The 23,959-nt window shown below is 31.1% G+C and carries 22 protein-coding genes and 2 tRNA genes; 14 read left to right on the top strand and 10 right to left on the bottom strand.

What is annotated here, in order from left to right; genetic code table 11:
- Positions 1 to 2: 2 nt before the first annotated feature.
- Entirely contained in the window at positions 3 to 1,184 is a 1,182-nt protein-coding gene (locus GYM72_RS03420; protein ID WP_220264706.1) for a homoserine dehydrogenase, read from the top strand.
- Positions 1,185 to 1,214: 30 nt separating this feature from the next.
- Here the strand turns inward: GYM72_RS03420 and bshA are convergent, their stop codons facing one another.
- The 4 genes from bshA to GYM72_RS03400 all read right to left on the bottom strand — a co-directional run bounded on the left by bshA (position 1,215) and on the right by GYM72_RS03400 (position 4,941).
- Positions 1,215 to 2,339 carry an N-acetyl-alpha-D-glucosaminyl L-malate synthase BshA gene (gene bshA, locus GYM72_RS03415; protein ID WP_220264705.1) on the bottom strand — a complete coding sequence of 375 codons (1,125 nt, stop codon included), beginning with the start codon at positions 2,337 to 2,339 and terminating at the stop codon, positions 1,215 to 1,217.
- 1 nt (position 2,340) lies between these two features.
- Positions 2,341 to 2,970 carry an alpha/beta hydrolase gene (locus GYM72_RS03410; RefSeq protein ID WP_105297008.1) on the bottom strand — a complete coding sequence of 210 codons (630 nt, stop codon included), beginning with the start codon at positions 2,968 to 2,970 and terminating at the stop codon, positions 2,341 to 2,343.
- 251 nt (positions 2,971 to 3,221) lie between these two features.
- On the bottom strand, positions 3,222 to 3,872 hold the full coding sequence (locus GYM72_RS03405) for a protein-L-isoaspartate(D-aspartate) O-methyltransferase (protein ID WP_160542322.1): 651 nt from the start codon (positions 3,870 to 3,872) through the stop codon (positions 3,222 to 3,224).
- A 154-nt stretch (positions 3,873 to 4,026) separates the two neighbouring features.
- The gene (locus tag GYM72_RS03400; protein WP_220264704.1) at positions 4,027 to 4,941 is read right to left on the bottom strand and encodes a DMT family transporter; all 915 of its coding nucleotides are present in this window, start codon (positions 4,939 to 4,941) and stop codon (positions 4,027 to 4,029) included.
- A gap of 237 nt (positions 4,942 to 5,178) precedes the next feature.
- Here GYM72_RS03400 and rpsL point away from each other — a divergent pair, with 237 nt between their 5' ends.
- Genes rpsL through rpsJ form a run of 4 tightly spaced genes read left to right on the top strand, consistent with a single transcriptional unit; the run spans position 5,179 to position 8,515 of the window.
- The gene (gene rpsL / locus GYM72_RS03395; RefSeq protein WP_055425682.1) at positions 5,179 to 5,559 is read left to right on the top strand and encodes a 30S ribosomal protein S12; all 381 of its coding nucleotides are present in this window, start codon (positions 5,179 to 5,181) and stop codon (positions 5,557 to 5,559) included.
- 25 nt (positions 5,560 to 5,584) lie between these two features.
- Positions 5,585 to 6,061 carry a 30S ribosomal protein S7 gene (rpsG, locus tag GYM72_RS03390; protein ID WP_055425681.1) on the top strand — a complete coding sequence of 159 codons (477 nt, stop codon included), beginning with the start codon at positions 5,585 to 5,587 and terminating at the stop codon, positions 6,059 to 6,061.
- 7 nt (positions 6,062 to 6,068) lie between these two features.
- Complete coding sequence (gene fusA / locus GYM72_RS03385; protein WP_220264703.1) at positions 6,069 to 8,198, top strand: elongation factor G; 2,130 nt, start codon at positions 6,069 to 6,071, stop codon at positions 8,196 to 8,198.
- A gap of 11 nt (positions 8,199 to 8,209) precedes the next feature.
- Entirely contained in the window at positions 8,210 to 8,515 is a 306-nt protein-coding gene (gene rpsJ, locus GYM72_RS03380; RefSeq protein ID WP_055425679.1) for a 30S ribosomal protein S10, read from the top strand.
- Between the two features lie 676 nt (positions 8,516 to 9,191).
- Here the strand turns inward: rpsJ and GYM72_RS03375 are convergent.
- From GYM72_RS03375 to GYM72_RS03360, 4 genes are all read right to left on the bottom strand, one after another.
- Positions 9,192 to 9,887 (bottom strand): formyltransferase family protein, encoded by a 696-nt coding sequence (locus tag GYM72_RS03375; protein WP_220264702.1) that lies wholly within the window; start codon positions 9,885 to 9,887, stop codon positions 9,192 to 9,194.
- A gap of 142 nt (positions 9,888 to 10,029) precedes the next feature.
- Positions 10,030 to 11,157 (bottom strand): metallophosphoesterase, encoded by a 1,128-nt coding sequence (locus tag GYM72_RS03370; protein WP_220264701.1) that lies wholly within the window; start codon positions 11,155 to 11,157, stop codon positions 10,030 to 10,032.
- Between the two features lie 225 nt (positions 11,158 to 11,382).
- Positions 11,383 to 12,768: a phosphoglucosamine mutase gene (glmM, locus tag GYM72_RS03365; protein WP_220264700.1), complete on the bottom strand. Its 1,386-nt coding sequence runs from the start codon at positions 12,766 to 12,768 to the stop codon at positions 11,383 to 11,385.
- 24 nt (positions 12,769 to 12,792) lie between these two features.
- A complete protein-coding gene (locus tag GYM72_RS03360) occupies positions 12,793 to 13,347 on the bottom strand; it encodes a TlpA disulfide reductase family protein (protein ID WP_220264699.1) in 555 nt (184 codons plus the stop codon).
- Between the two features lie 213 nt (positions 13,348 to 13,560).
- Between GYM72_RS03360 and GYM72_RS03355 the strand changes: the two genes are divergently transcribed.
- The 4 genes from GYM72_RS03355 (at position 13,561) to GYM72_RS03340 (ending at position 15,048) form a co-directional block, all read left to right on the top strand.
- Entirely contained in the window at positions 13,561 to 13,818 is a 258-nt protein-coding gene (locus tag GYM72_RS03355; protein ID WP_220264698.1) for a hypothetical protein, read from the top strand.
- 66 nt (positions 13,819 to 13,884) lie between these two features.
- Positions 13,885 to 14,514 carry a YceI family protein gene (locus tag GYM72_RS03350; RefSeq protein WP_220264697.1) on the top strand — a complete coding sequence of 210 codons (630 nt, stop codon included), beginning with the start codon at positions 13,885 to 13,887 and terminating at the stop codon, positions 14,512 to 14,514.
- 333 nt (positions 14,515 to 14,847) lie between these two features.
- Positions 14,848 to 14,921: transfer RNA gene (locus tag GYM72_RS03345), tRNA-Asp, on the top strand.
- 53 nt (positions 14,922 to 14,974) lie between these two features.
- Positions 14,975 to 15,048 (top strand) — tRNA-Asp (locus GYM72_RS03340).
- A 182-nt stretch (positions 15,049 to 15,230) separates the two neighbouring features.
- On the opposite strand, the gene GYM72_RS03335 is transcribed toward GYM72_RS03340, so the two are convergent.
- Both GYM72_RS03335 and GYM72_RS03330 read right to left on the bottom strand, forming a co-directional pair.
- Positions 15,231 to 16,268 (bottom strand): alpha/beta fold hydrolase, encoded by a 1,038-nt coding sequence (locus tag GYM72_RS03335; protein WP_220264696.1) that lies wholly within the window; start codon positions 16,266 to 16,268, stop codon positions 15,231 to 15,233.
- A gap of 343 nt (positions 16,269 to 16,611) precedes the next feature.
- Complete coding sequence (locus tag GYM72_RS03330; RefSeq protein WP_160556350.1) at positions 16,612 to 18,642, bottom strand: dihydrofolate reductase; 2,031 nt, start codon at positions 18,640 to 18,642, stop codon at positions 16,612 to 16,614.
- A 485-nt stretch (positions 18,643 to 19,127) separates the two neighbouring features.
- Here GYM72_RS03330 and rlmH point away from each other — a divergent pair, with 485 nt between their 5' ends.
- The 5 genes from rlmH (at position 19,128) to asnB (ending at position 23,953) form a co-directional block, all read left to right on the top strand.
- Complete coding sequence (gene rlmH / locus GYM72_RS03325) at positions 19,128 to 19,601, top strand: 23S rRNA (pseudouridine(1915)-N(3))-methyltransferase RlmH (protein ID WP_160565515.1); 474 nt, start codon at positions 19,128 to 19,130, stop codon at positions 19,599 to 19,601.
- Positions 19,594 to 20,403, top strand: a complete 810-nt coding sequence (locus tag GYM72_RS03320) for a CPBP family intramembrane glutamic endopeptidase (RefSeq protein ID WP_166003282.1) — start codon at positions 19,594 to 19,596, stop codon at positions 20,401 to 20,403. Before rlmH ends, GYM72_RS03320 begins: the two co-directional genes overlap by 8 nt.
- A complete protein-coding gene (gene rdgB, locus GYM72_RS03315) occupies positions 20,388 to 20,960 on the top strand; it encodes an RdgB/HAM1 family non-canonical purine NTP pyrophosphatase (RefSeq protein ID WP_160556342.1) in 573 nt (190 codons plus the stop codon). Before GYM72_RS03320 ends, rdgB begins: the two co-directional genes overlap by 16 nt.
- A gap of 162 nt (positions 20,961 to 21,122) precedes the next feature.
- Positions 21,123 to 22,067, top strand: a complete 945-nt coding sequence (locus tag GYM72_RS03310; protein WP_220264695.1) for an MBL fold metallo-hydrolase — start codon at positions 21,123 to 21,125, stop codon at positions 22,065 to 22,067.
- Positions 22,068 to 22,288: 221 nt separating this feature from the next.
- The gene (asnB, locus tag GYM72_RS03305) at positions 22,289 to 23,953 is read left to right on the top strand and encodes an asparagine synthase B (RefSeq protein WP_220264694.1); all 1,665 of its coding nucleotides are present in this window, start codon (positions 22,289 to 22,291) and stop codon (positions 23,951 to 23,953) included.
- Positions 23,954 to 23,959 lie beyond the last annotated feature (6 nt).

Here is a 23,959-nt window from a genome sequence, read left to right as displayed (position 1 = left end):
AAATGATAAGAAATAAACTTAAATTAGGAATTTTTGGATTTGGATGTGTGGGAACTGGATTGTATAAAGTGTTAGAAGAAGCCGAAAGTGTAGATGCAAATATTAAAAAAATATGTATTAAACATCCCGATAAACCGAGATCAATCGATAAAAAGTATTTTACTACTGATAAATACGAGTTATTATCGGATCCTGAAATTGAAGTTATTGTCGAATTAATAGATGACGCTGATGCTGCTTTTGATATTGTTTCAGAGGCCATGAAAAACGGAAAAGCTGTAGTTTCGGCAAATAAAAAAATGATTGCCGAACATTTACCTGAACTTCTAAAGTTGGAAAAAGAATACCAAGTTCCCCTACTCTATGAAGCCTCTGTTTGCGCCAGTATTCCCATCATCAGAAATTTAGAAGAATATTATGATAATGATTTATTAACATCGGTATCGGGAATTTTTAATGGTTCTACCAATTTCATTTTAACCAAAATGATCCATGAAAAACTTTCTTATCCTGTCGTTTTAAAAGAAGCACAAGAGAAAGGATTCGTAGAATCAGATCCTACCTTAGATGTGGAAGGAATTGATCCTAAATATAAATTGTGTATTATTCTTTTTCATGCTTTTGGACTTATTACTAAACCGGAATCTATATTTAATTTTGGAATATCAAGAATTAGTGATTTTGACTTGGAATTTGCTCGTCAAAGAAATTTAACAATCAAGTTAATAGCAAGATGCAATAAAAATAATAATGAAATTACGGGTTTTTGTGCTCCTACTTTTATAGAAAAAGAAAATACATTAGCTCATGTAAATTATGAATATAATGGAGTGGTTTTAGAAAGTGCTTTTTCTGAAAAGCAACTTATGATTGGTAAAGGTGCCGGAGATAAACCCACCGGATCTGCCGTGCTTTCTGATATTTCAGCTTTAACGTATGATTACAGATATGAAAACAAGAAATATATTCATCTAAATAAACAATTACAATTAGTCGATACTAAAATTTATAAAGTTTATATAAGATATCACGACCAATTTTCCGGTTTTGATGATTTTGAGTCCATCGAAGAACAATACAGCAGCCTTTCAGGTAATTATTTTATAGGCTTCATCTGTTTACATAAATTAGCGCATTCTTCATGGATTAAAGACCCGAATATAAATGTTATTTTTTTCAGCTGATTGGGTTGATAAGTATGTAAATTCAACTATTTAGTTATGATTGCCCAATGCTCGGTCATACAATTCTTTATATAAAGGAATTATCTTAGAATTATCAAAAAGTAACGCTTGATCTTTCGCTTGTTTTTTGAAAAGTGAAAGCATTTTTTCATCGTTCAGCAGCCTAATGGCATTCTTTGCCATGGAAGGGATGTCACCAACAGGTGATACAAATCCTGAAAAACCGTCTTTATTAACTTCCGTAATTCCCCCGGCATTACTTGAAATAACAGGTATGCCACAGGCCATTGCTTCTAAGGCTGCCAATCCGAAACTTTCTTGTTCAGAAGGTAATAAAAATAGATCTGCAATACTTAAAATTGAAGATACATCAACCATTTTTCCCAACGTTTTTATTTTATCCTCCAAATGATACACTTTAGTTAAATGCTCAATGGTTTCTGTCTCCGGTCCTTCTCCAACAATCAAAAGTTTCGATTTAACTTCTTTTTGTACCAGATTGAAAATCGACATTACATCATCAATGCGTTTAATTTTTCTCAAGTTAGATACATGGATAAGTAATTTTTCATCTTCAGCAGCAAAATTCTTTCGGATACATGGGCTTGATATTTTCAAGGAATTATCAATAAAGTTCGGAATTACTTCAATGTCTTTTTTAATAGTAAATGCTTCAAAAGTATCTTGTTTTAAACTTTGGGAAACTGAGGTTATATAATCGGATTTATTGATCGAAAATTCGACACCGGATTTATAAATGGGATGACTTCCTACCAAAGTAATATCTGTACCGTGTAAGGTAGTGATTACCGGTAAGTCAACACCTTTCTCTTTTAAAATTTGCTTGGCAAAATAGGCTGCATAAGCATGAGGTATTGCATAATGCACATGCAGCAAATCTAATCCGTAAGTTTCTGCAACATTTACAATGATTGTAGACAATGCTAAGGAAAAGGGTTGATATTCAAATAAAGGATATTGTTTAACGCAAACCTGATGAAAATATACATTAGGCAAAGTGACATCCAGTTTTGCCGGAATGCTATAGCTTATAAAATGAGCTTCATTACCTAATGCGGCCATCTCCATTCCTAATTGGGTGGCAACTATCCCGCTCCCACCGAACGTAGGATAACAAACAATTCCAATTTTCATCTTATTGCAAAAAATTTAAAAGATCATAATAGTTTTCAGAATTTATGCCATGACCTTCATTGTATTCATGATATTCATAATCTAAATCTAATTCTTCACATATTGATTTGAATTGACGAGACCATTGAATGGGAATAATAGGATCTTCTTTTCCATGTGAAAAGAAAAATTCCAATTGTGAAAAATCATCTCCCATGTTTACGTCTTTCAATAATTCCGGATCCGGATATCCACTTAAACAGGCTATTTTTTTAAACCTTTTAGGATGGTGTAATGCTAATGAAAAAGAGAGGATAGCTCCTTGACTAAAACCTAATAAGGTTATGGAATTAGTATCGAAAGGATATTTAGTTTGGATTTGATCCAAAAATTTCATAATAATTTTTTGCGATTCAATGGCTTGGTCGGAATTAATCATTTTGGCTCCTGAAGTAAAATCTAAATCGTACCAGGCATATCCACCCATGCTAATTTCTCGTATGGCTCGTAAACTAATCACGTAGGCATCATCGGGTAATTCTTCTGCAAAACTGAACAAATCTTGCTCATTACTTCCATATCCATGGAGTAAAAGTATTAATGAAGGCGTCTCGGTAGCTGACTTAGGTTCTCTTAATAAATAATGGACCATATTTAGAATTTTAGTAAAACAAAGATACTCTTTTTTGTATAATACATTTTAGAGAATCAAGCGATCTAACCTTATCTATACGTTTCTTATGAAATTTATGCTTCTTGGTGAGTATCTTGAAAATGATTTTTTTTAGATCAATTATTAGTTAGAAAATTAGATTAGATTATATTTTTTCAAATTATTAAAACATAATGCTTTTTAGTAAAATAGATACGGTTTAAAATTATTAATTGAAACCAATCGATTTTTTATTCAATCACTCTATTTTCTAACATAGGAACAAATTGATAATCTCCAAACTCCATAGTCTCAAATGTATTTTCATCTAATTTTAGAACGGTATACATTTTTTGCTCTTTTTCTCCTATAGGAATAACCATGACCCCTCCAACTGCTAATTGCTCCAATAACTTTTTAGGCATGGTGGGAACCCCCGCTGTCACTATAATTTTATCAAAAGGAGCAAAAGAAGGAAGACCTAAATATCCATCGCCAAAAATTTGATGTTTAGGAACGAAATTAATTTTTTTAAGGATTCTTTTGGAGAATTCAAATAATTCTTTTTGTCTTTCAATGGTAAAGACTTGTGCTCCTAAAGCTACTAAAACAGAAGTTTGATATCCGGAACCCGTTCCGATTTCTAAAACTTTTTCTCCTTTCTGAACGTGTAATAATTGAGTTTGAAAAGCTACTGTAAATGGATGGGAAATCGTTTGATTGGATAATATTGGAAAAGCTCTGTCTTCATAAGCCAGATCTTCAAATATTGAATCTATAAAGAGATGACGAGGAATTTTATTTAGGGCGTTTAATACAATTTCATCATTTATTCCTTTTTGCTTAAGTAAATTAATTAGTTTATTTCTCTTTCCTTTATGTTTTAATGTATCCTGTTTCATTGTCTTGCAAGTTATTTAAAATATCAATGAGAAACAATATTTACCGGGACGCATAAAGGCGAAAAGCAAGCGATAAAAAATATTTTTTACATGAAAATTATTGTAATTTAAAAAGTTCCTTATTTTTATCTTATTAGTATTTTTTTTGAATTTTTTATTTTTTTAATCTTTTAGGAAGGATAAAAGTTAAATTAAGTAAAACAATAGCGATAAGGATAAGTACAATGCCCACCCATTGCAGGGAAGTTATTTTTTCGCTAAGCACAAATTTAGCCATCATAACAGAAACCGGAAGTTCCAAGGAAGCGATTATACTTCCTATTCCGATTCCCACCACCGGCATACCTTTGGTAAATAAAAAGGGAGGAAGAATAGTTCCGAAAACAGCTAATATAATACCCCATTTATAGAATATTGAAAAATGGAACGGTTCAGTTATCAGCGCATGAGCCCATATTAATGAAACCATAAGGGTGGCTCCTACTAGCAGATAAACAGACCGCAAAGTAGAGGGCATAGATAAGGCTACTTTATTGGACGTAAACATTGAAAAAGTATAGGATAGTGCTGCTAAAATTCCAAAAATTACACCTGTTGCATTCAAATGAACGTGAGATTCATTGATAAGATTTGTTGCTAATAAAGTACCCAAAAGAATGGTTATAATGGCTACAATTTCAACAAGTGTAGGTTTCTTACGATTTACAATAAAATCCACTAATGCACCCATCCATACCGCTTGCATAAGTAAAACTATGCATATGGATACAGGGATTCCGTAATGAACAGCTAAATAATAAAAGGTGCTGGTAAGACCAAAAGATGTTCCACACAAAACTAAATATACTTTATCTTTTAAAGTGTATTTTTTTTCTTTACTTACCTGTTTATTTTTACTAAAACCATGAAGTATGATAAGACCTAGCAAGCCGAGGACCGCTTGAGAAAAGGTAACCTCCGCAGTAGTATAACCGTCGTTATAAGACAGACGAACAAAAGTTGCCAATACTCCATAAGAAGCTGCTGCAAACGCCACAAAAAATAGCGATTTTAAGTAGTTCACGTTCATTTATTTGTATTTATATAATTTTAAGCAGGTTCAAAGTTAAAAACTTAAATTCAGATACTTGACGAAAAAATCATTCAATTCATGATTTTTTTTAAATTTAGATTAAACAATTATCATTTAGAAAGATAAAATTTTAAATAAATAATCATATGAATCAGTGGATTATGGGCGTATTATTTTTTGCATTTATAAATAAAAAGCACTACATTTGCAAACTTAAAAATTAAAAGAGCATAAATGCCAACTATTCAACAATTAGTAAGAAAAGGAAGAGCCACACTTACCAAGAAGAGTAAATCGGCTGCTTTAGATTCTTGTCCACAAAGACGTGGAGTATGTACTCGTGTATATACCACTACACCTAAGAAACCGAATTCAGCGCTTAGAAAAGTAGCCAGAGTTCGTTTAACTAACGGTAAAGAGGTCAATGCGTACATCCCGGGAGAAGGACATAATCTGCAAGAGCACTCGATAGTATTGGTGAGAGGCGGAAGGGTAAAAGATTTACCTGGTGTTCGTTATCACATTGTCAGAGGTGCTTTAGACACAGCTGGTGTTCAAGGACGTTTACAAAGAAGAAGTAAATACGGAGCTAAACGACCTAAAGAGAAAAAATAAGTAATAACGAAATTATTCAGGTAAAATGAGAAAAACGAAAGCAAAAAAACGTCCGCTTTTACCGGATCCTAAGTTTAACGATCAGTTAGTAACTCGTTTCGTTAATAACTTAATGAAAGACGGTAAAAAAAGCATAGCTTTTAAAATTTTTTACGATGCGTTGGAAATCGTAGAAACTAAAAAAGAAAATCAGGAAAAAACATCTCTGGAAATTTGGAAAGATGCTTTAGAAAACGTAATGCCTCACGTTGAAGTACGTAGCAGAAGAGTTGGGGGAGCTAACTTCCAGATTCCAATGCCTATTCGTCCGGATAGAAAAATTTCTATGGCGATGAAATGGTTAATAAAATATTCAAGAGATAGAAATGAAAAGTCCATGTCTCAAAAGTTAGCTGCTGAAATTATTGCCGCTGCTAAAGAGGAAGGTGCTGCAGTTAAAAAGAAAACCGATACGCATCGTATGGCTGAAGCTAATAAAGCATTCTCACATTTCAAATTCTAAAGAAAATATGTCTAGAGATTTAAAATATACACGTAATATAGGTATTGCTGCTCACATTGATGCAGGAAAGACAACTACAACGGAAAGAATTTTATTTTATACCGGAGTAAACCATAAAATCGGAGAAGTTCATGATGGAGCTTCAACGATGGACTGGATGGTTCAAGAAGCTGAAAGAGGAATCACTATTACCTCTGCAGCGACTACATGTAATTGGAATTTCCCATTAACTGATGACGGTAAAAAACTACCGGATACACAGTCTTACCACTTTAATATTATCGACACTCCGGGACACGTTGACTTTACTGTTGAGGTGAACCGTTCATTAAGGGTATTAGACGGATTAGTTTTCTTATTTAGTGCGGTTGACGGTGTTGAGCCTCAATCTGAAACTAACTGGAGACTTGCGGATAATTACAAAGTTCCAAGAATGGGATTTGTAAACAAAATGGACAGACAAGGTTCTGACTTCCTTAATGTATGCCGTCAGGTTAAAGAAATGTTAGGATCTAATGCGGTTCCTATCGTATTACCTATCGGATCTGAAGAAGATTTCAAAGGGGTAGTTGACTTAGTTAAAAACCGTGCTATTGTATGGCATAATGATAACTTCGGTTCTACTTTTGATATTGTAGATATCCCTGAAGATATGAAAGAGGAGGTAATGGAATATCGCCAAAACCTTATCGAAGCAGTTGCTGAGTACGATGAAACTTTAATGGAAAAATTCTTTGAAGATCCGGATTCAATTTCGGAAGAAGAAATCCACGAAGCGCTTCGTAAAGCAACTATAGATATCAGCATAATACCTATGGTTTGCGGATCATCTTTCAAAAATAAAGGGGTTCAGTTTATGTTAGATGCTGTTTGCCGTTATCTTCCTTCTCCACTGGACAAAGAAGCTATTGAAGGTACAGATCCTAAAACTGATGAACTGATCGCAAGAAAACCGGATGCAAAAGAACCGTTTGCAGCTTTAGCGTTTAAAATTGCTACCGATCCTTATGTTGGTCGTTTAGCTTTCTTTAGAGCTTATTCCGGTCATTTAGATGCCGGATCTTATGTATTAAACACTCGATCCGGAGATAAAGAAAGAATTTCCAGAATCTATCAAATGCATGCCAATAAACAAAATCCTATCGAATATATCGAAGCCGGAGATATTGGTGCAGCAGTTGGATTTAAAGATATTAAAACAGGAGATACACTTTGTGATGAAAAATCTCCGATTATTTTGGAAAGCATGGTATTCCCTGATCCGGTTATCGGTATCGCTGTAGAACCTAAAACTAAAGCGGATGTTGATAAATTGGGTATGGCTTTATCAAAATTAGCGGAAGAAGATCCAACTTTCCAAGTAAAAACAGATGAAGCTTCAGGACAAACTGTAATTTCAGGAATGGGTGAGCTTCACCTTGACATCATTGTAGACCGTTTAAGAAGAGAATTTAAAGTTGAAGTAAATCAAGGACAACCTCAGGTTGAGTATAAAGAAGCTTTAATGGGATCTGCTGATCACAGAGAAGTTTACAAAAAACAAACCGGTGGTCGTGGTAAATTTGCTGATATTGTATTCCAAATCGGACCTGCTGATGAAGGAAAAACCGGATTAGAATTCGTAAACGAAATCAAAGGTGGTAACATTCCTAGAGAATTTATCCCATCTGTTGAAAAAGGTTTCAAAGAAGCTATGAAAAATGGTCCTTTAGCAGGATATGAGATTGACGGTATGAAGATCATATTGAAAGACGGATCTTACCATGCGGTTGACTCTGACCAGTTATCTTTCGAATTGGCAGCTAAACTTGGATTCAAAGAAGCAGCTAAGAAAGCAAAACCGGTTATTATGGAACCTATTATGAAATTGGAAGTTTTAACTCCGGAAGAATATATGGGGGACATTGTAGGAGATTTAAACCGTCGTAGAGCAACAGTAAGCGGAATGGATGACAGAAATAATGCCAAAGTTATTAAAGCATTTGTTCCATTATCTGAAATGTTCGGATACGTAACTTCCTTAAGAACTTTATCTTCAGGACGTGCTACTTCAACTATGGAATTTGACCACTATGAAGCAGCTCCTCAGAATATAGCTGATGAAGTTATTGCTAAAGCTAAGGGTACAAACGTTTAATTTTTAAAACAATGAGTCAAAAAATAAGAATAAAACTTAAATCTTACGATTATAATTTAGTTGATAAATCAGCTGAAAAAATCGTAAAAACCGTGAAAGCAACCGGTGCTGTAGTTAATGGTCCTATTCCATTACCTACTCATAAGAGAATTTTTACCGTATTGCGTTCTCCACACGTTAACAAAAAATCTCGTGAACAATTCCAATTAAACTCTCATAAAAGATTAATGGATATCTACAGTTCTTCTTCTAAAACTGTTGATGCATTAATGAAATTAGAGCTTCCTAGCGGTGTTGAAGTAGAGATTAAAGTATAAGTTTTTAAACGAAACTTTAAATATAAAAAACCTTCTGAATTATAATTCAGAAGGTTTTTTTATTTTAATAGTATAACAAAAACGCACATTACCACTTAAATTTAATATTTATTTATACAGTATTCTGAATATATTTTAAGTATTTACTTTATTATTATATAAATTTTGGCATGAAATTAGTGTTTAATAAAAGCATAAATAAATCTATTATGAAAAATAATTTGGCTTATTTTTTTAAAAGTATATTGTTCTCAACTGAAAAAAGTAGTATTAGTCATTCTAACATATTGCCAATTGTAACTTTCAGCACATTTATAATTCCAGTATCTATAGTAAAATTAACTAGCTTAGTATATCTATCTAACTTTCTAAAATATTTTTTAAAACAATCCGGATTAATATTTTTTAGAAATCCAAATATATATTTTTCAAGACCTCAATCAGTAATTTACTGCGATTGTTGCTATAAAAATTAATTAAAATATTATTGAATATTTTGAATGGTTTAGAATTTTAATTATGAATGAATTATAAGATAAAAAAGAATAGAATCAGAAAATTTAAAGACTAATTATAAGTATATGTATAAATTCACCAATTAAATTTGTAAACTCATTTAATTTAAATTCAATAACATGTTAAATTCTATTTAGTGATGCAGGCTTTTTAAGCCTGCTTATTTTATATTTTTATTTTTATATTCCTCAAATTTTAAATATAATTTTTCTTCTTTAATTCTGGGCATTCTTCGATGAGGCTCTGTCACATCCGTTGGTAAGGAAATAAAATCTTTAATGGTATCGACCTTTTCAATAGAATCAACCAAAAGTTGCATTTCTAAATTCCAAAGTTTAAAGCATAGGGTATGAAACGTATCTTCTAAAGCTATATCTAATTTTTCTTGTATAATTAAAAGACCAGCGTCTGCCTCTTTGTCTACAAAATGAACTGTTACTCCAATGGGTAAATTTTCATATACTGCCCATTTCAAAGCATCTAAACCACGAACAAAGGGAAGATATCCCGGATGAGAATTTATAATTTTATGGTTGGAAACTAATTGTTCGGGCAATAAACCCGCTCCCGCTATTAAGATAGAATGATAGGAATTTTCTGTAAAACAGTTATCCAACTCTCCTATTTCTTTTTTTATATAGGTATAATCTAAATTTTTAGCTAATTGATCATTTTCCAGGGTAAGAAGTAATTCGGTGGGACGATGTGTAATAAGTGCTTGTATAGGCTTTCTGGGAACAAATGGTATTGCATATACATCAACTTTATGATATCCTTTCCCTTTTAATCGCAACAATACTTCTTGTATTTTCCTTGTGGGATGGTCATAACAAATAACAGCTATTTTTTTATTCATAATAAATATTTTAAAAATTAACTAGTTCAAGTGAGATTTACTAAAGTGTGTTATTTTAAAGCATTATATAAATAATAATATAATGAACGGGAAAAGGACGTTCTATTGTTTAAAACTTTAAAAATAACACTTAAATTTAAAATTAATATTTGGTTGAATCTTGTAAAAAATCTATGACCACATATTCAGAATTGGTTCCTATTCTGAACCTTCCACCCCAAATTCCGATTCCTGAACTTACATAGATATGAGTATTTCCTTTTTTTAAATAACCATGAGATTTTTCGAATACGGATTTAGTAATTAAAGAAATCGGCCAAACTTGTCCTTGATGGGTATGTCCTGAAAATTGTATGTCTACTTGATTAAGCTCGGATTCTTCCAGATGATAAGGCTGATGATCTAGAACGATTATAAGTTTAGAGGTATCAAGATCTTTAATTAATTCATTAAGAGGCTTTCTAGAGCTATTGGTACGATCATCTCTTCCCACAATATAAAAACTATTTTCAATTAAAATTGAAGAATCTCTAAGTAAATGAATACCGGCATTTTTAATAAAATCTATACTTTCAGTAATTCCACTTATATATTCATGATTTCCTAAACAACTGTAAATACCTAAACGGGATTTTATTTTTTTAAAGTGCTTTTCCAATAAAAAATGCTGTAAAGGCTTAACATTAGTGTCAATGATATCTCCTACTATAAGAACTAAGTCAGGTTGTTCCTTATTAATTTTATTAATCCAGCTTTTCAGTTCATTTCCCTGAATGGCATAACCCAAATGAAGGTCACTGATCATTACAATTTTTAAAGGTTTAATTAACTTTTTATCGGTTGTTAATTTTAAATAAATTCTCCTTTTATTAAAATAATTTCTATATCCATAGAAACCTATACAAACCACTAAGCATAGAATCAAGATAATACCATAATTGTTATTAAAGAAACTTTCAGGTATAAATTCACCAAACTTATTTAATAAAAGCAATCCATCATAAACAAGAAAAAGTAAAAAAGAGTATAAAAGAACAACCGGCCAACTAGTAGAAATTTTATATAAAATCGTTGCAGATGCTAAAGATAATTTTTTTGAGAAAAGTAAAAATAATATAAAAGATGAGGGAAGAAAAAATACCAGTAAGAAAAAAATGCTTTTTAGTATAATTGATTGTTCAGATAATAAGGAATATATATGATAAAAAATATAAAAGTTAGCTAAAAAGTATAAAAATATGGTAAACGAAAATAAAAAAATTTTTTTCATAGAATCTTTTTTTTCTAATTTTTATAAAGATAGCTAACTTCCATTTCAATCAAATTTAATTTTTATAGATCAAACCTATTTTACTATAACTTAATAAAGCAGATAAAATGATTTTAATTGATTAAAAAAATTATATAAATCAGAATAAATTAAACAGTTAGTTTAGTCTAATTATTTAAATATCGATTTATACTATAATTTTTACTCACCTGGATAATCATTATCTTAGTCAGATACCTGCTTTATTTCTTCTATAAACCTATCTGCCAATTGATCGGCTTCTTGTTGTGTAGGAGCTTCAGTATATATACGGATGATAGGTTCTGTATTTGATTTTCTTAAGTGTACCCAATTATCGGAAAAATCGATTTTCAACCCATCATAAGTTTTTATATCTTCATTTTTATATTTTTCGGTTAATTTTTGTAAAATAACATCTGTATTAATTTCCGGACTTAAATCAATTTTTTTCTTTCCCATAAAATAGGAAGGATACGTATTTCTAAGTTGTTTTATTGTAATCTTTCTTTCAGCAAGATAGGATAGAAAAAGGGCTATTCCAACTAATGAATCACGACCATAGTGTAATTCAGGATATATAATACCTCCATTACCTTCGCCTCCGATACGCGCGTTGATATCCTTCATCTTTGTTACTACATTTACTTCTCCAACTGCCGAAGCATGATATTCTTGATTGTATTTTTCTGAAATATCACGTAATGCCCTTGAAGATGATAAATTAGAAACCGTAGCTGAAGGAGTTTTACTTAAAACGTAATCTGCAACAGCTACTAATGTATATTCTTCTCCAAACATGGTTCCATCTTCGCATATAAATGCTAAGCGATCTACATCCGGATCCACAACTATTCCTAAATCCGCTTGTTCTTTAGGAACTCTTTTCATTATTTCGCCTAAATTGACTTCCAACGGTTCGGGATTATGTGGAAAATGGCCGTTGGGTGTACAATACATTTCGATTACTTCAACTCCTAATTTTTCTAATAAGGGAAGAACCGATATACCTCCTGTAGAATTTACGGCATCAACCACCACTTTAAAGCCTGCTTTTTTAATTAAGTCAACGTTCACTAAAGGCAGTTCCAATATTTTGTTTATATGATGCTCTATTGCTTTTTCTTCTTTTACATACGATCCTAAATAATCCACTTCAACAAAATCAAAATCTTCCGTATCAGCTATGTTTAATAATTCCTTACCTTCTTTATCGGATATAAATTCACCTTTAGCATTCAATAGTTTTAACGCATTCCATTGTTTAGGATTATGACTTGCCGTTAAAATAATTCCTCCGTCTGCTTGTAAGTATGGAACCATAATTTCCACCGTAGGAGTTGTCGAAAGTCCTAAATCAACAACATCTATTCCTACTCCCTGTAAAGTGGATGAAACTAACTCGGAGATCATTTGACCGGAAATCCGTGCATCTCTCCCAAGTACTACTTTAATTTTTTCTTTATTTAATTTTCTTTTTAACCAAGTTCCATAAGCCGAAGCAAATTTTACGGTATCAATCGGTGTAAGATTTTCTCCTATTTTACCCCCTATTGTCCCTCGAATTCCTGATATACTTTTAATTAACGGCATAGATATTTTCTTTTATTCTTATAATTATTTTGAATATTCTTCAATTTTACTTAAAATGAACTCTTTGGAAAGATTTCCTAAAAATCCTTCTTTTTTATTTCCTTTTTGTATAACTGTTACCGGTATACCCCCTTCTAGATCAGGACTAATCGTACCAATATGGTCTCTCATTTCTTTAGAGGATATATTGTATACGTTTTTCATTTTATTTTTTTGCACAAATGATTGTAATGTACTTTCGGTATCTATTTGATCGATGCTTACAAAGATAAATTTTACTTTTTCATGGGTGTATTTCTCTTGAAGAGCCACAAAATCAGGTATTTCTTTAACACAAGGAGGACACCACGTTGCCCAGTAATTGGTAATATATATAGTATCACTCTTTGTATTTAATAAACTTTGAATTTTTGAAAAATCGGATTTGATTATTTTAGTTTCTTGATTACTTACTTCAATTTCGGAATGATCTACAGTAGTTTCATGAGTTTGATTTGAACTCTGCTCTTTACAAGTATTTTTTTCTTTACAGGAAACTAGTAAGGCAAGGCTGAATAGTACTACATATATTTTTTTCATTTAACTATTTTATTTACAAAAGTAATCATTTAAAAGTTCAAATTTTTATTTTATAAAATCAATCATATAGTTTACGTACAAAAAAACATATTTTTTTAAAGTGTTTTTACACGTATTGTTTATAAATTATATCACAGAATACTACTCTTTATTTTTATAAATAAAATAGACCGTAATTGCTATTTTTTTTATATTTGATAAAATTAAATGTTTATGAAAAAAAATTTTTATGTTATAGCAATCCTTACTTGTGGATTGATTTCATGTGATAAATATTCAAGCGGTAATAAAAATATTATTCCTGCCGATATTGAACAAAATGTAAATTCACAATCACAATCAAATGATACCCTAAAAAAATCTTCTATTGTTATTGATTCTTCAAAAAGTGAATCTACAAAAGATTCCTTAACGAAAAAAAATCTTACCCAAGATTCATTGCATCCTACGAAAACAGTTATAAAAAAGTAACTAATTATTTAATACTAATTATTTGATTTATTAAATAATTTTTTACTAACAATTAAAACTTTTAAGATGTTATATAATAAATATATTAGTTTAATTTTATCCGTTCAACTTATTTTGTTTTCTTGCGGAGATAATAAGAGTAATAAATCTACCTCGACTTCTGACGTAAAAAGCACTGAAACTACAACACAACAAATTAAACCTCAAGGAAAAGAATCCGGTTTCAAAAAAGAATTAGTATGGACGGCTTATAAAACTCCCAAAAAAGTACCTGTAAGTGGTAGTTTTAAAAATATTTCCTTAACCAACACCAAAGAAGATAAACCGTTGGAGGAATCATTGGAAGGAGCAAAATTTTATATTGATGGAACAACGGTTTCTACCGGTGACACTTCCAGAGATGGAAACTTAACTTTATTTTTTTTTAAAAGATTATCCTCTTCTGAAATTTATGGATCATTTGGGAAATTTGAAAACAATAAGGTGAAGATCTCCTTAACTTTAAATGGAAAAACAATAACCAAAGAATTCACATATAAATTGGATGAAAAAGTTCTCAAAATTCAAGGTTCAATCGACGTATTAAAAGATTTTAATTCTGAAAGAGCATATACCAGCTTGCATAGAGCTTGTTATGATCTGCATGAAGGTAAAACTTGGACAGAAGTTGATTTAATGGTTTTTATTTCTAAATAATACTTGTTATATACAATTAAGTTTGTTTGCGACAAGTTAAACCTAAAATAGTATCAATCACAATTAAACAATACGTAATTAATTTAGATACATTAGATGATTGATTCAGTACCTATTAATCGATAAAGAATAAAATTTTAAAAAAATCAGTGTTTATTTCATTTATTATTTTATTGAAATTCATAGATTTAATAGTATTAAATGAGATTAATTACTTTAAAAATCGTTATTTGTAGCAAAAAATATGAATTTTTCAATCAAAAAAGTTTGTGAAATTGAAAAATGAGTTTATCTTTGCACCACTGAAATTATTAAAAATAAGTCTTCAGAAAAGATCCGGTAGTTCAGTTGGTTAGAATACCTGCCTGTCACGCAGGTGGTCGCGGGTTCGAGTCCCGTCCGGATCGCTAAGAAACATAAATTTCTTTATTTTTTTATTGCACACTATGCAATCTACCCTGATCCGGTAGTTCAGTTGGTTAGAATACCTGCCTGTCACGCAGGTGGTCGCGGGTTCGAGTCCCGTCCGGATCGCTAAAATTTATACTTCATTTTCATATTAATTCCTATTAATTTCCTTTTTTATTTATTAGTATTTAACTATGAAGACTCTTAATATAGATCTCTAAAGATCTTATTTTTGTTTAGAATTTAATTATTATAAGAGTTTTTTGCATGGATATCTACCCTATTATACTAATTACTATAGCAAAGCATTAATTTAATTTTTTTTCTTTTAACCACTTATGTACATGATCCGCAATTTCAATATTATTAAGGTCTGACATAATAAAATGCGTATTTCCATTTATTCCAATGTCCGGCAAATGAATAACAGTGACATCTCCGCCGCTTTCATTTATTAATTTCGCCCATTCTTTAGCGGAAATCAGTACCTCTCTCCAAAAATTTTGCGAATAAGTAGTATTTTTTTCTTCGGGAATAAAATCTCCATAATATATGAGTATAGGTATACGGGTTAATTTCATAAATTGATTCATGGGTATACTCCCTCCCCTATTTCCAACAGGAACTTTCCCTTCGGGAAAACTAAACGCACCCGGTTCAATGGCAATAATTGCTTTTACCTTTTCATTCTGTATAGCTGTTTTCCATCCGGGCAATCCTCCGGCTGAATGTGTAAAAAAAATAGCATCTCCCGATTTTTTCAATACTTCTGATAATGAGTTTACAAGAGTTTCCTCATCTATACTGCCTGTATTGGGTGTCATCATTCTAAAAAATTGATCGATTGATATACTATCTTTTGGAAATTGTACTCCCTCATAATAATTTGGATATTTTCCTATCCGAAATTGTGTAAACCAGGTTTGATCATCAGGTGCTGTTGAAATAGCTAGGGGCTTACATGTTTGTCCTGCTTCTCCCCTTCCGGGTTGATCTACCAGGTATATACTATACCCCTTTCTTAAAAATATATTGGAAAATCCCTCTCGCCCGTCTGCTGTCGTTTGCCAGCTTCGTCTGGATTGCCCATACCCATGTAGAAAAACCATGGACGTATGTTTAGGATGAACAGGAATTTGATACCATACATCGGCATGATCACAATGTCTTGTTTGTCCTCCTTGTGGCTCGAACCAGGGCTTATTAGGATCAAATACTCCTTCACTCTTACTAATTTTACCTCCTGAAGAAAATGCCCCCTGTTCTTTGATTAGTATGGGCTTTTCTTCAAACTTATCATCTTTTTTTTGACCATAAGCCAATACTAGCAAAAGTACACTTGTCATTAAAAAACTGTTTTCATTATATTATATAATAATTGTTAATTTTATCGTGTTCCACAAAGTTTCATAAATACCAATTTATCTGAGTTTTTTATTGAACTTAAAGAGATATATTTAGCAAATCTAAGAATGAGATTTATTTCAGGATAAATTATTTTAAAAATATTTTATCTCTAATCCGAATATTATACTTATTAATTGAAAAACTTTATAAATAATTTGCCTGAAGATTAAATAGGATTTCTATTTTATAAATAAGTGTATAAAATAAAGTTTACCATAAAATAAAACGACTTTACTTAAAGACTGTAAGTAAAGTCGTTTTATATTGTAAATATTTTAATTTTTAGTTTTCAAGAGGAAGGAATCCATAATTTTTAGAGTAGAACAACATTTCTACTGCAAATGATTCCGGATAAGTAACTTCAATATCAGTTATTTCTCCTTGTTCATTAGTTTTAGGAACTAAAATAGGATTGATGAAACCTTTATAAGCTGCGGTATTAAATTTAGAGTTTCTTTTTAAAACTTCTGCATGTAATTCTTTATCCACTTTTACTCCATACGTTTCCACTAAATTTTTTGCAGCATTATAATCTCCTTCAGATTTAATTCTTTGAGTTTCTTTCAATAATTCTCCAAATAAATTGTGAAGCTTTTCATAATCATTAATTTTAAAATAGGTTTTACCATCTTTAACCACTTTTTCAATTACATTATCTTTTTTACCTTTTTCATACGCCCACGCACTTACCCATTGACGATTTCTCATATGTGCTTCTTCTATATCTCTTCCCGGTTCAATTCTAACTAATTGAGTCATTAATCCGTTTCGTATATAATCATTATAGGCTGTCATTCCTACTTTTTTCCAGTCATCTACTAATCCAAGCTTTTGTAATTCCGGATCATATAAATAATACAATCCTACTAAATCTGCTCTTCCCTCTTCCATTGTAGATGCATAACTTTTTAAAGTTTCTTTAGGGGTTCCGACTCCTTGATTAATTTGTCCAGAAGCATGACCCACAACTTCATGTAAAGCTGTATGCAGTTTATCTGCTAATTCTCCGTATTTTTCTGATAATTCTATTTCTTCTTGGCTGTATGCAAATTCCTTTAACTTTTCACTTCCTCCGGCTAAATTATAAGCGTCTATAATATTTCCTAAAGAAACCGACTTTGAGCCATATTCCGCACGGATCCAATCCGCATTAGGTAAATTTACTCCAATCGGAGTACTGGGTGAAGAATCTCCCGCTTCCGATGCTACATTAACTGTTTTATACGATATCCCTACTACATTTTTCTTTTTATGTTCCGTCATTAAAGGAGAATGATCTTCAAACCATTGTGCATTTTTGGATATAACTTCCATTTTTGCCGACATGTCAAAATCTTTGATTTGAACAATATTCTCATAGGATCCTTTGTGACCAAGCGGATCATTATACACCTCTACAAATCCGTTTATATAATCTATATTTCCTTTAGTTGCTTTAAGCCATGCTATGTTATAATCATCCCAAGTTTTTAAATCTCCTGTTTTGTAATATTCAATTAAAAGTTTTAAAGCATCTCCCTGTTCTTTATTTTCAGCTACGGTAACAGCCTTATCCAACCAATAGATTATTTGATCAATAGCTGAACCGTACATTCCCCCGCTTTTCCAAATCTTTTCTTCTAAAGTACCTTTACTGTCTTTAACTAATTGGGAGTTTAAACCAAAAGATAAGGGACGAGAAGCATCCGGACTTTTTTTAGCTGAATAATATTTCTCCACTTCCTTTTCGGTAATTCCTTCTCCATAAAAATTTACTGCAGATCCTGAAATTAACCCTTTGGATTCATCTAGATTTACTTTTTTAGAATCTTTTTCATTGAATAAAATGGAAACGATCTGAGAATCCAATGAAGTTTGAGTTTCTTTCATTAGCTCCTCAAAATATGCTTGGGTAAATTCAGGCATAATTTTATCATTAGAATAATGATGATGAATCCCATTTGAAAACCAAACCCTTTTTAAATATACTTCAAAATTGTTCCAATCTTTTGAGGTTTTATCTCCTTTATAATTTTGATAGATGGATTCTAATGCTTTTCTTATTTTCAAATTATATTTATAGTTTTGGTCCCAAAGGATATCTCTACCTGCTAATCCGGCTTGAGAAAGATAATAGACCAATTTTTTTTCATTTAAAGACAACTTATCCCATTCAGGTATTCGATATCTTAAAACTTCAATATCGGCAAAACGATCGACTTTATAATTAAAATCTTCTTCACTAATTTTTTCGGTTTGCTCTGAATGTTTTGATTCACAAGACCCCAAAATTATTGAGGCAGCAAGAATACCCGCAACAATATTAATTTTCATCTTTATAATGTTTATATGTTAATTATGTTAACAAAGATAAAAAACTATATGATAAGGAGAGTATAGTTCTCAAAATTATTATAAAATGAATGGGATAAGTTTGTAATTAAAAAATAATACTCAATACGTTATATAGAAACCTTTAAAGAATATTACTTTTTAATAAAACTGATATAAGCACCTTCTATAAAACTATTTACCACTACAATTGATATTTATAACTAAATTTTATAAAAGAGCAAAAACCGGTATACTCTTCTAAATTTAAGACGAAAGCTATTTTAAAAATGAAAGTTATTATCTCAATCAAGAAAAATATATTATAAACGAGTATTCATAAACTAAATTTAATTTTAAACGTTTAGAACTTATATTATATGTAAGCGAATAAGGATACTATAACTATATTTTTTTAAAAAACGGGTTTAACAATATGAAGACTTTATTTATAATTAATCTTCTATTTTTGCAGTTATTAATGTGGCATGAAAATTACATTATTATCGATTGGCAAAACCAATTCTAAAGAATTAGTAATTCTAATGGAAAATTTAGAAAAACGCTTACCCGCTTTCATTAAATTTGAACGCAAAGAATTACCGGATGTAAAAAATTCCAAAAATCTTTCAGAAAATGAATTAAAAAATGCGGAAGCAGAGTCCATTCTTTCTTTTTTAGTTTCGGGAGATACACTCATAATTTTAGATGAAAAAGGCAAAGAGTTTACTTCAACTGAATTTTCATCATTTCTGGAAAAGCAAATGAATAATTCTGTTAAACATTTAGTTTTTTGTATCGGAGGAGCTTATGGATTTTCTGATAAAATTTATAATCTAAATCCTCAAAAACTAGCTTTATCCAAAATGACGTTTACGCATCAGATGGTGCGTTTGTTTTTCGTTGAGCAATTATATCGCGGCTTCAGTATTTTACAAGGAAAACCTTATCACAATGAATAATTATCTTAAATTAAAATGGTATGACATAGTTTTAGCTCTTATCTTATTTTTTTTGGGAGCTTTGGTACTAAGTCCTCTATTTTCAATTCTAGCTAAAAAACTACATACCAATCCCTACGTTTTTACCCCGATTCTAACCATTGGAAATTATCTAATTGTTTATTTAGTCTATTATTTGGTGGGATTGAAACCCAGAAAAGAACGTTTTATAATCAGTTACTCACTTAAGAATAGTAAACTCTTCCCTATTGCCCTTTTGTTATTTTTTGGACAATATTTAGTTTCAGAATTTTTAACCGGATTAATACCTACTCAAGGCGGAATATTCGAAAAAATGTATAAAACCATGTCGTATGCCTTATTGGGTAATGCCGGTAATTATCCTATAATTACCTTTATATCGGTATGTATCGTTGCTCCAATTTTTGAAGAATTATTTTTTAGGGGATTTATTTTAAAGGGAATGCTCAATAATCAAATTAAACCGCAAAAAGCTATATTAATATCAGCCTTAATTTTTGGAGGAATCCATATATTTCCTTGGCAGGTAGTTGGTGGAATTTTAGCAGGAATTGTCTTAGGAATTACTTTCTATAAAACAGGTTCCCTGCTTACCTGCACACTACTTCATTGCATTAATAATACGATAGGTTTTATTTTTTTTATACGATATAAATCATTGGAATCACCCGAATTAGGTTTTAGTAATTTTACTCTGTTCATTGTTGGTATTATTATAATAGCTATATTTGGATGCATTTATATGAAATTAACAAAAAATCAATCATGGAAATCCTATTAGCTACACAAAACGAACATAAAAAAGCTGAAATAATTGAAATTTTACCCGAAAATTTTCAACTTAAAACCTTTGCTGATTATAATTTTGAAGGCGAAATTGAAGAAACAGGTACCACTTTCCGTGAAAATGCTTTTATTAAAGCTAAATTCGGATATGATTTAACTCATATACCTTGTTTTGCAGATGACAGCGGATTAGTAGTTGAAGCTTTAAATGGAGAACCCGGAATCTATTCTGCGCGTTATGCAGGAACCGGATCTTTTGATGATAATATTTCTAAAGTGCTAAAAAGTATGCAAAATAATACCAATAGAAAAGCTTATTTTATAAGCGTAATCTGTTGGGTAAATAATGAGGAAGTTAAATATTTTGAAGGTAAAATTTTTGGAACTATTACTACTGAAATCAAGGGTGATGGTGGATTCGGATATGATCCGATATTCATTCCTGACGGATATTTGAAAAGTTTTGCAGAATTTTCACCTAAAGAAAAAAATATGATAAGTCACAGAGCTATTGCTTTACGAAGATTTACCAATTTTTTAAAGTTATATTAGTTAACTTCATACTATAAATGATCCGTTATATTTTTTTACTTTAATTTAAGCAATCATTGAATTTCATTTTCTTAGCATACGTTGATATTTCAATTAATGGAAAGATGCACGAGTCTTATGAAAAAATATATCAATTATAATTTGATTTAAAAAAGTAGGATCATGAAAAAATATTTTCTAAAAATATGTCTTGCGGTATATATAATTACCTCGGCTCAGAATTTAGAGATCATTCCATTAGGAGTTTATGGAGGAAGTGACGAAAGTAATCTTTCTTCTTATCTAATTGCTGAAGAAAAAACATCCAATTATTTAGCCTTGGATGCCGGAACTATTTATAGTGGTATTAATAAGGCAATTGAAAAAGGAACCTTTACCAATACTACAATTGAAAATGTATTAAAAGATAACATCAAAGGATATTTTATATCTCATGGCCATTTAGACCATTTATCAGGAATGTTGATTAACTCTCCCGAAGATTCCTCCAAGCCAATTTATGCAAGTAAGGAAACCATTGAAGTTTTAAAAAATAAATATTTTACCAATGCTGCTTGGATCAATTTTGCCAATGAAGGCGAAAGTCCAATTCTTAATAAATATCAATATATATACACAGAAATAGGAAATGCATTCCCTATTCTTAATACCCGTTTAACGGGTACAGTTTATGAATTAAGTCATGTAAAACCACTTAAAAGTTCCGCCATTTTAGTGGAAAATAATACCCAAGCAGTTTTATATTTTGGCGATACCGGAGCAGACAGAATTGAAAAATCCGATAAACTCAAAAAAATTTGGAACCTTATAGCTCCTAAAATTAAATCAGGAAAATTAAAAACCTTTCTTATTGAAGTTTCTTTTCCTAATTCTCAACCTGAAGAATTATTGTTTGGTCATTTAACGCCCAACTTACTAAATGAAGAAATGAAAAAATTAGCTCAATTAGTAGGAAAAAAAAATATGAAAAAGTTAACAATTATTGTTACCCATATCAAACCTAAAGGAAATCATGAACAAATAATTAAGGAACAATTAGTTAAACATAACCCATATTCTATCAATTATATATTTCCTACACAAGGAGAGCGTATCATTTTGAAATAGGTGATGAAAAAAAGAATATATTTCTGAAAAATATTTTTACAGTTTATTATTTCAAACATTTCACATTCTCAATCTAAACTTATTTTTGTGTTTTACCATCAAAAAGTTTATAAAATAAATTAAAACCAATAAATAAATTTATTTTAAAAATAAAAATTACAAATTATATTTAAATTTAAGCTAATTTACTTTAATTTTACAAAAATTAATAAACAAAAAAAATGTGTGGATTTGTAGGAATTTTCGATTTAAAAGAAGCCGGTGAAACATTAAGGCCTCAGGCTTTAAAAATGGCAAAAAAAATTCGTCATAGAGGTCCGGATTGGTCCGGAATCCATTGCGATAAAAATGCAATCCTTGCTCATGAAAGATTATCTATCGTTGATATTGCTTCCGGTGGTCAACCCTTATATAGCAGCGATAAAAAATTGATATTAGCCGTTAACGGTGAAATCTACAATCATAAAGAAATTAGAAAGAAATTTGAAGGAAAATACGATTTCCAAACATTATCTGACTGTGAAGTTATTTTAGCTTTATATAAAGAAAAAGGGGTCAAATTATTTGAAGATATTACAGGAATTTATGCCTTCGTTTTATATGATCAAGAAAAAGATGCTTATTTAGTTGGAAGGGATCATATGGGAATCATTCCTTTATATATGGGATATGATGAAAAAGGGCAATTTTATGTAGCCAGTGAACTCAAATCGTTGGAAGGAGTTTGTCCGGATATCAAAGAATTTGAACCCGGAAAATACTTATATAGTCCGGACGGAGAAATAAAAACTTGGTATCATAGAGATTGGATGAATTTTGATTCTGTGAAAGACAACATTTCTGACATTCAAAAATTAAGAAAAGGATTAGAAGATTCTGTACACAGACAGTTGATGTCTGATGTTCCTTACGGGGTTCTTCTATCCGGTGGATTAGACTCATCCATTATTTCAGCTATTGCAAAAAAATATGCAAGTAAACGAGTGGAAGATAACAATAATTCGGATGCTTGGTGGCCTCAACTGCATTCCTTTGCTGTCGGACTAAAAGGTGCTCCGGATTTGTTGGCAGCCAGAAAAGTGGCAGACCATATCGGGACCGTACATCATGAAATTCATTTTACCATTGAAGAAGCTTTAGATGCGATCAGTGATGTCATTTATCATATTGAAACCTACGATGTTACAACAGTTCGGGCTTCTACCCCCATGTACTTATTAGCCAGATATATAAAATCTATGGGAGTAAAAATGGTATTATCGGGAGAAGGATCCGATGAACTTTTCGGCGGATATTTATATTTCCACAAGGCACCTGATGCTCAAGCATTTCATGAAGAAACCCTCAGAAAATTAGATAAACTCCACCTTTACGACTGTCTTCGTGCCAATAAATCCTTAATGGCTTGGGGCGTTGAAGGGCGGGTTCCTTTCTTGGACAGAGAATTTATGGATATAGCCATGACTTTAAATCCTAAAGATAAAATGTGCGGAAACGGAAAAATTGAAAAGCATATTTTAAGAGAGGCATTTGAAGATTATTTACCTGAAGAAGTTGCTTGGAGACAAAAAGAACAATTTTCAGACGGAGTGGGTTATTCCTGGATTGATACATTGAAAGAAACGGCTGATAAAAAAGTTTCTGATAAACAAATGGAAAGAGCATCCGAACGCTTTCCAATTAATCCACCGATGTCAAAAGAAGAATATTGGTTCAGAAGCATATTTGAAGAACATTTCCCTTCTCAGGCAGCAGCACAAACGGTTCCTTCTGTACCTTCTGTAGCCTGTAGTTCTGCCGTGGCTTTAGAATGGGATGAAGCATTTAAAAATAACCCTGATCCATCAGGTAGAGCCGTAAAAACGGTGCATACTGATGCTATTTAGGTCAAA

It is taken from the genome of Apibacter sp. ESL0404, from assembly GCF_019469245.1.
In the GTDB taxonomy this organism is placed as follows: domain Bacteria; phylum Bacteroidota; class Bacteroidia; order Flavobacteriales; family Weeksellaceae; genus Apibacter.
The sequence above is the reverse complement of the archived record's forward strand: the minus strand, read 5'-3'. Positions and strand labels throughout refer to the sequence as shown.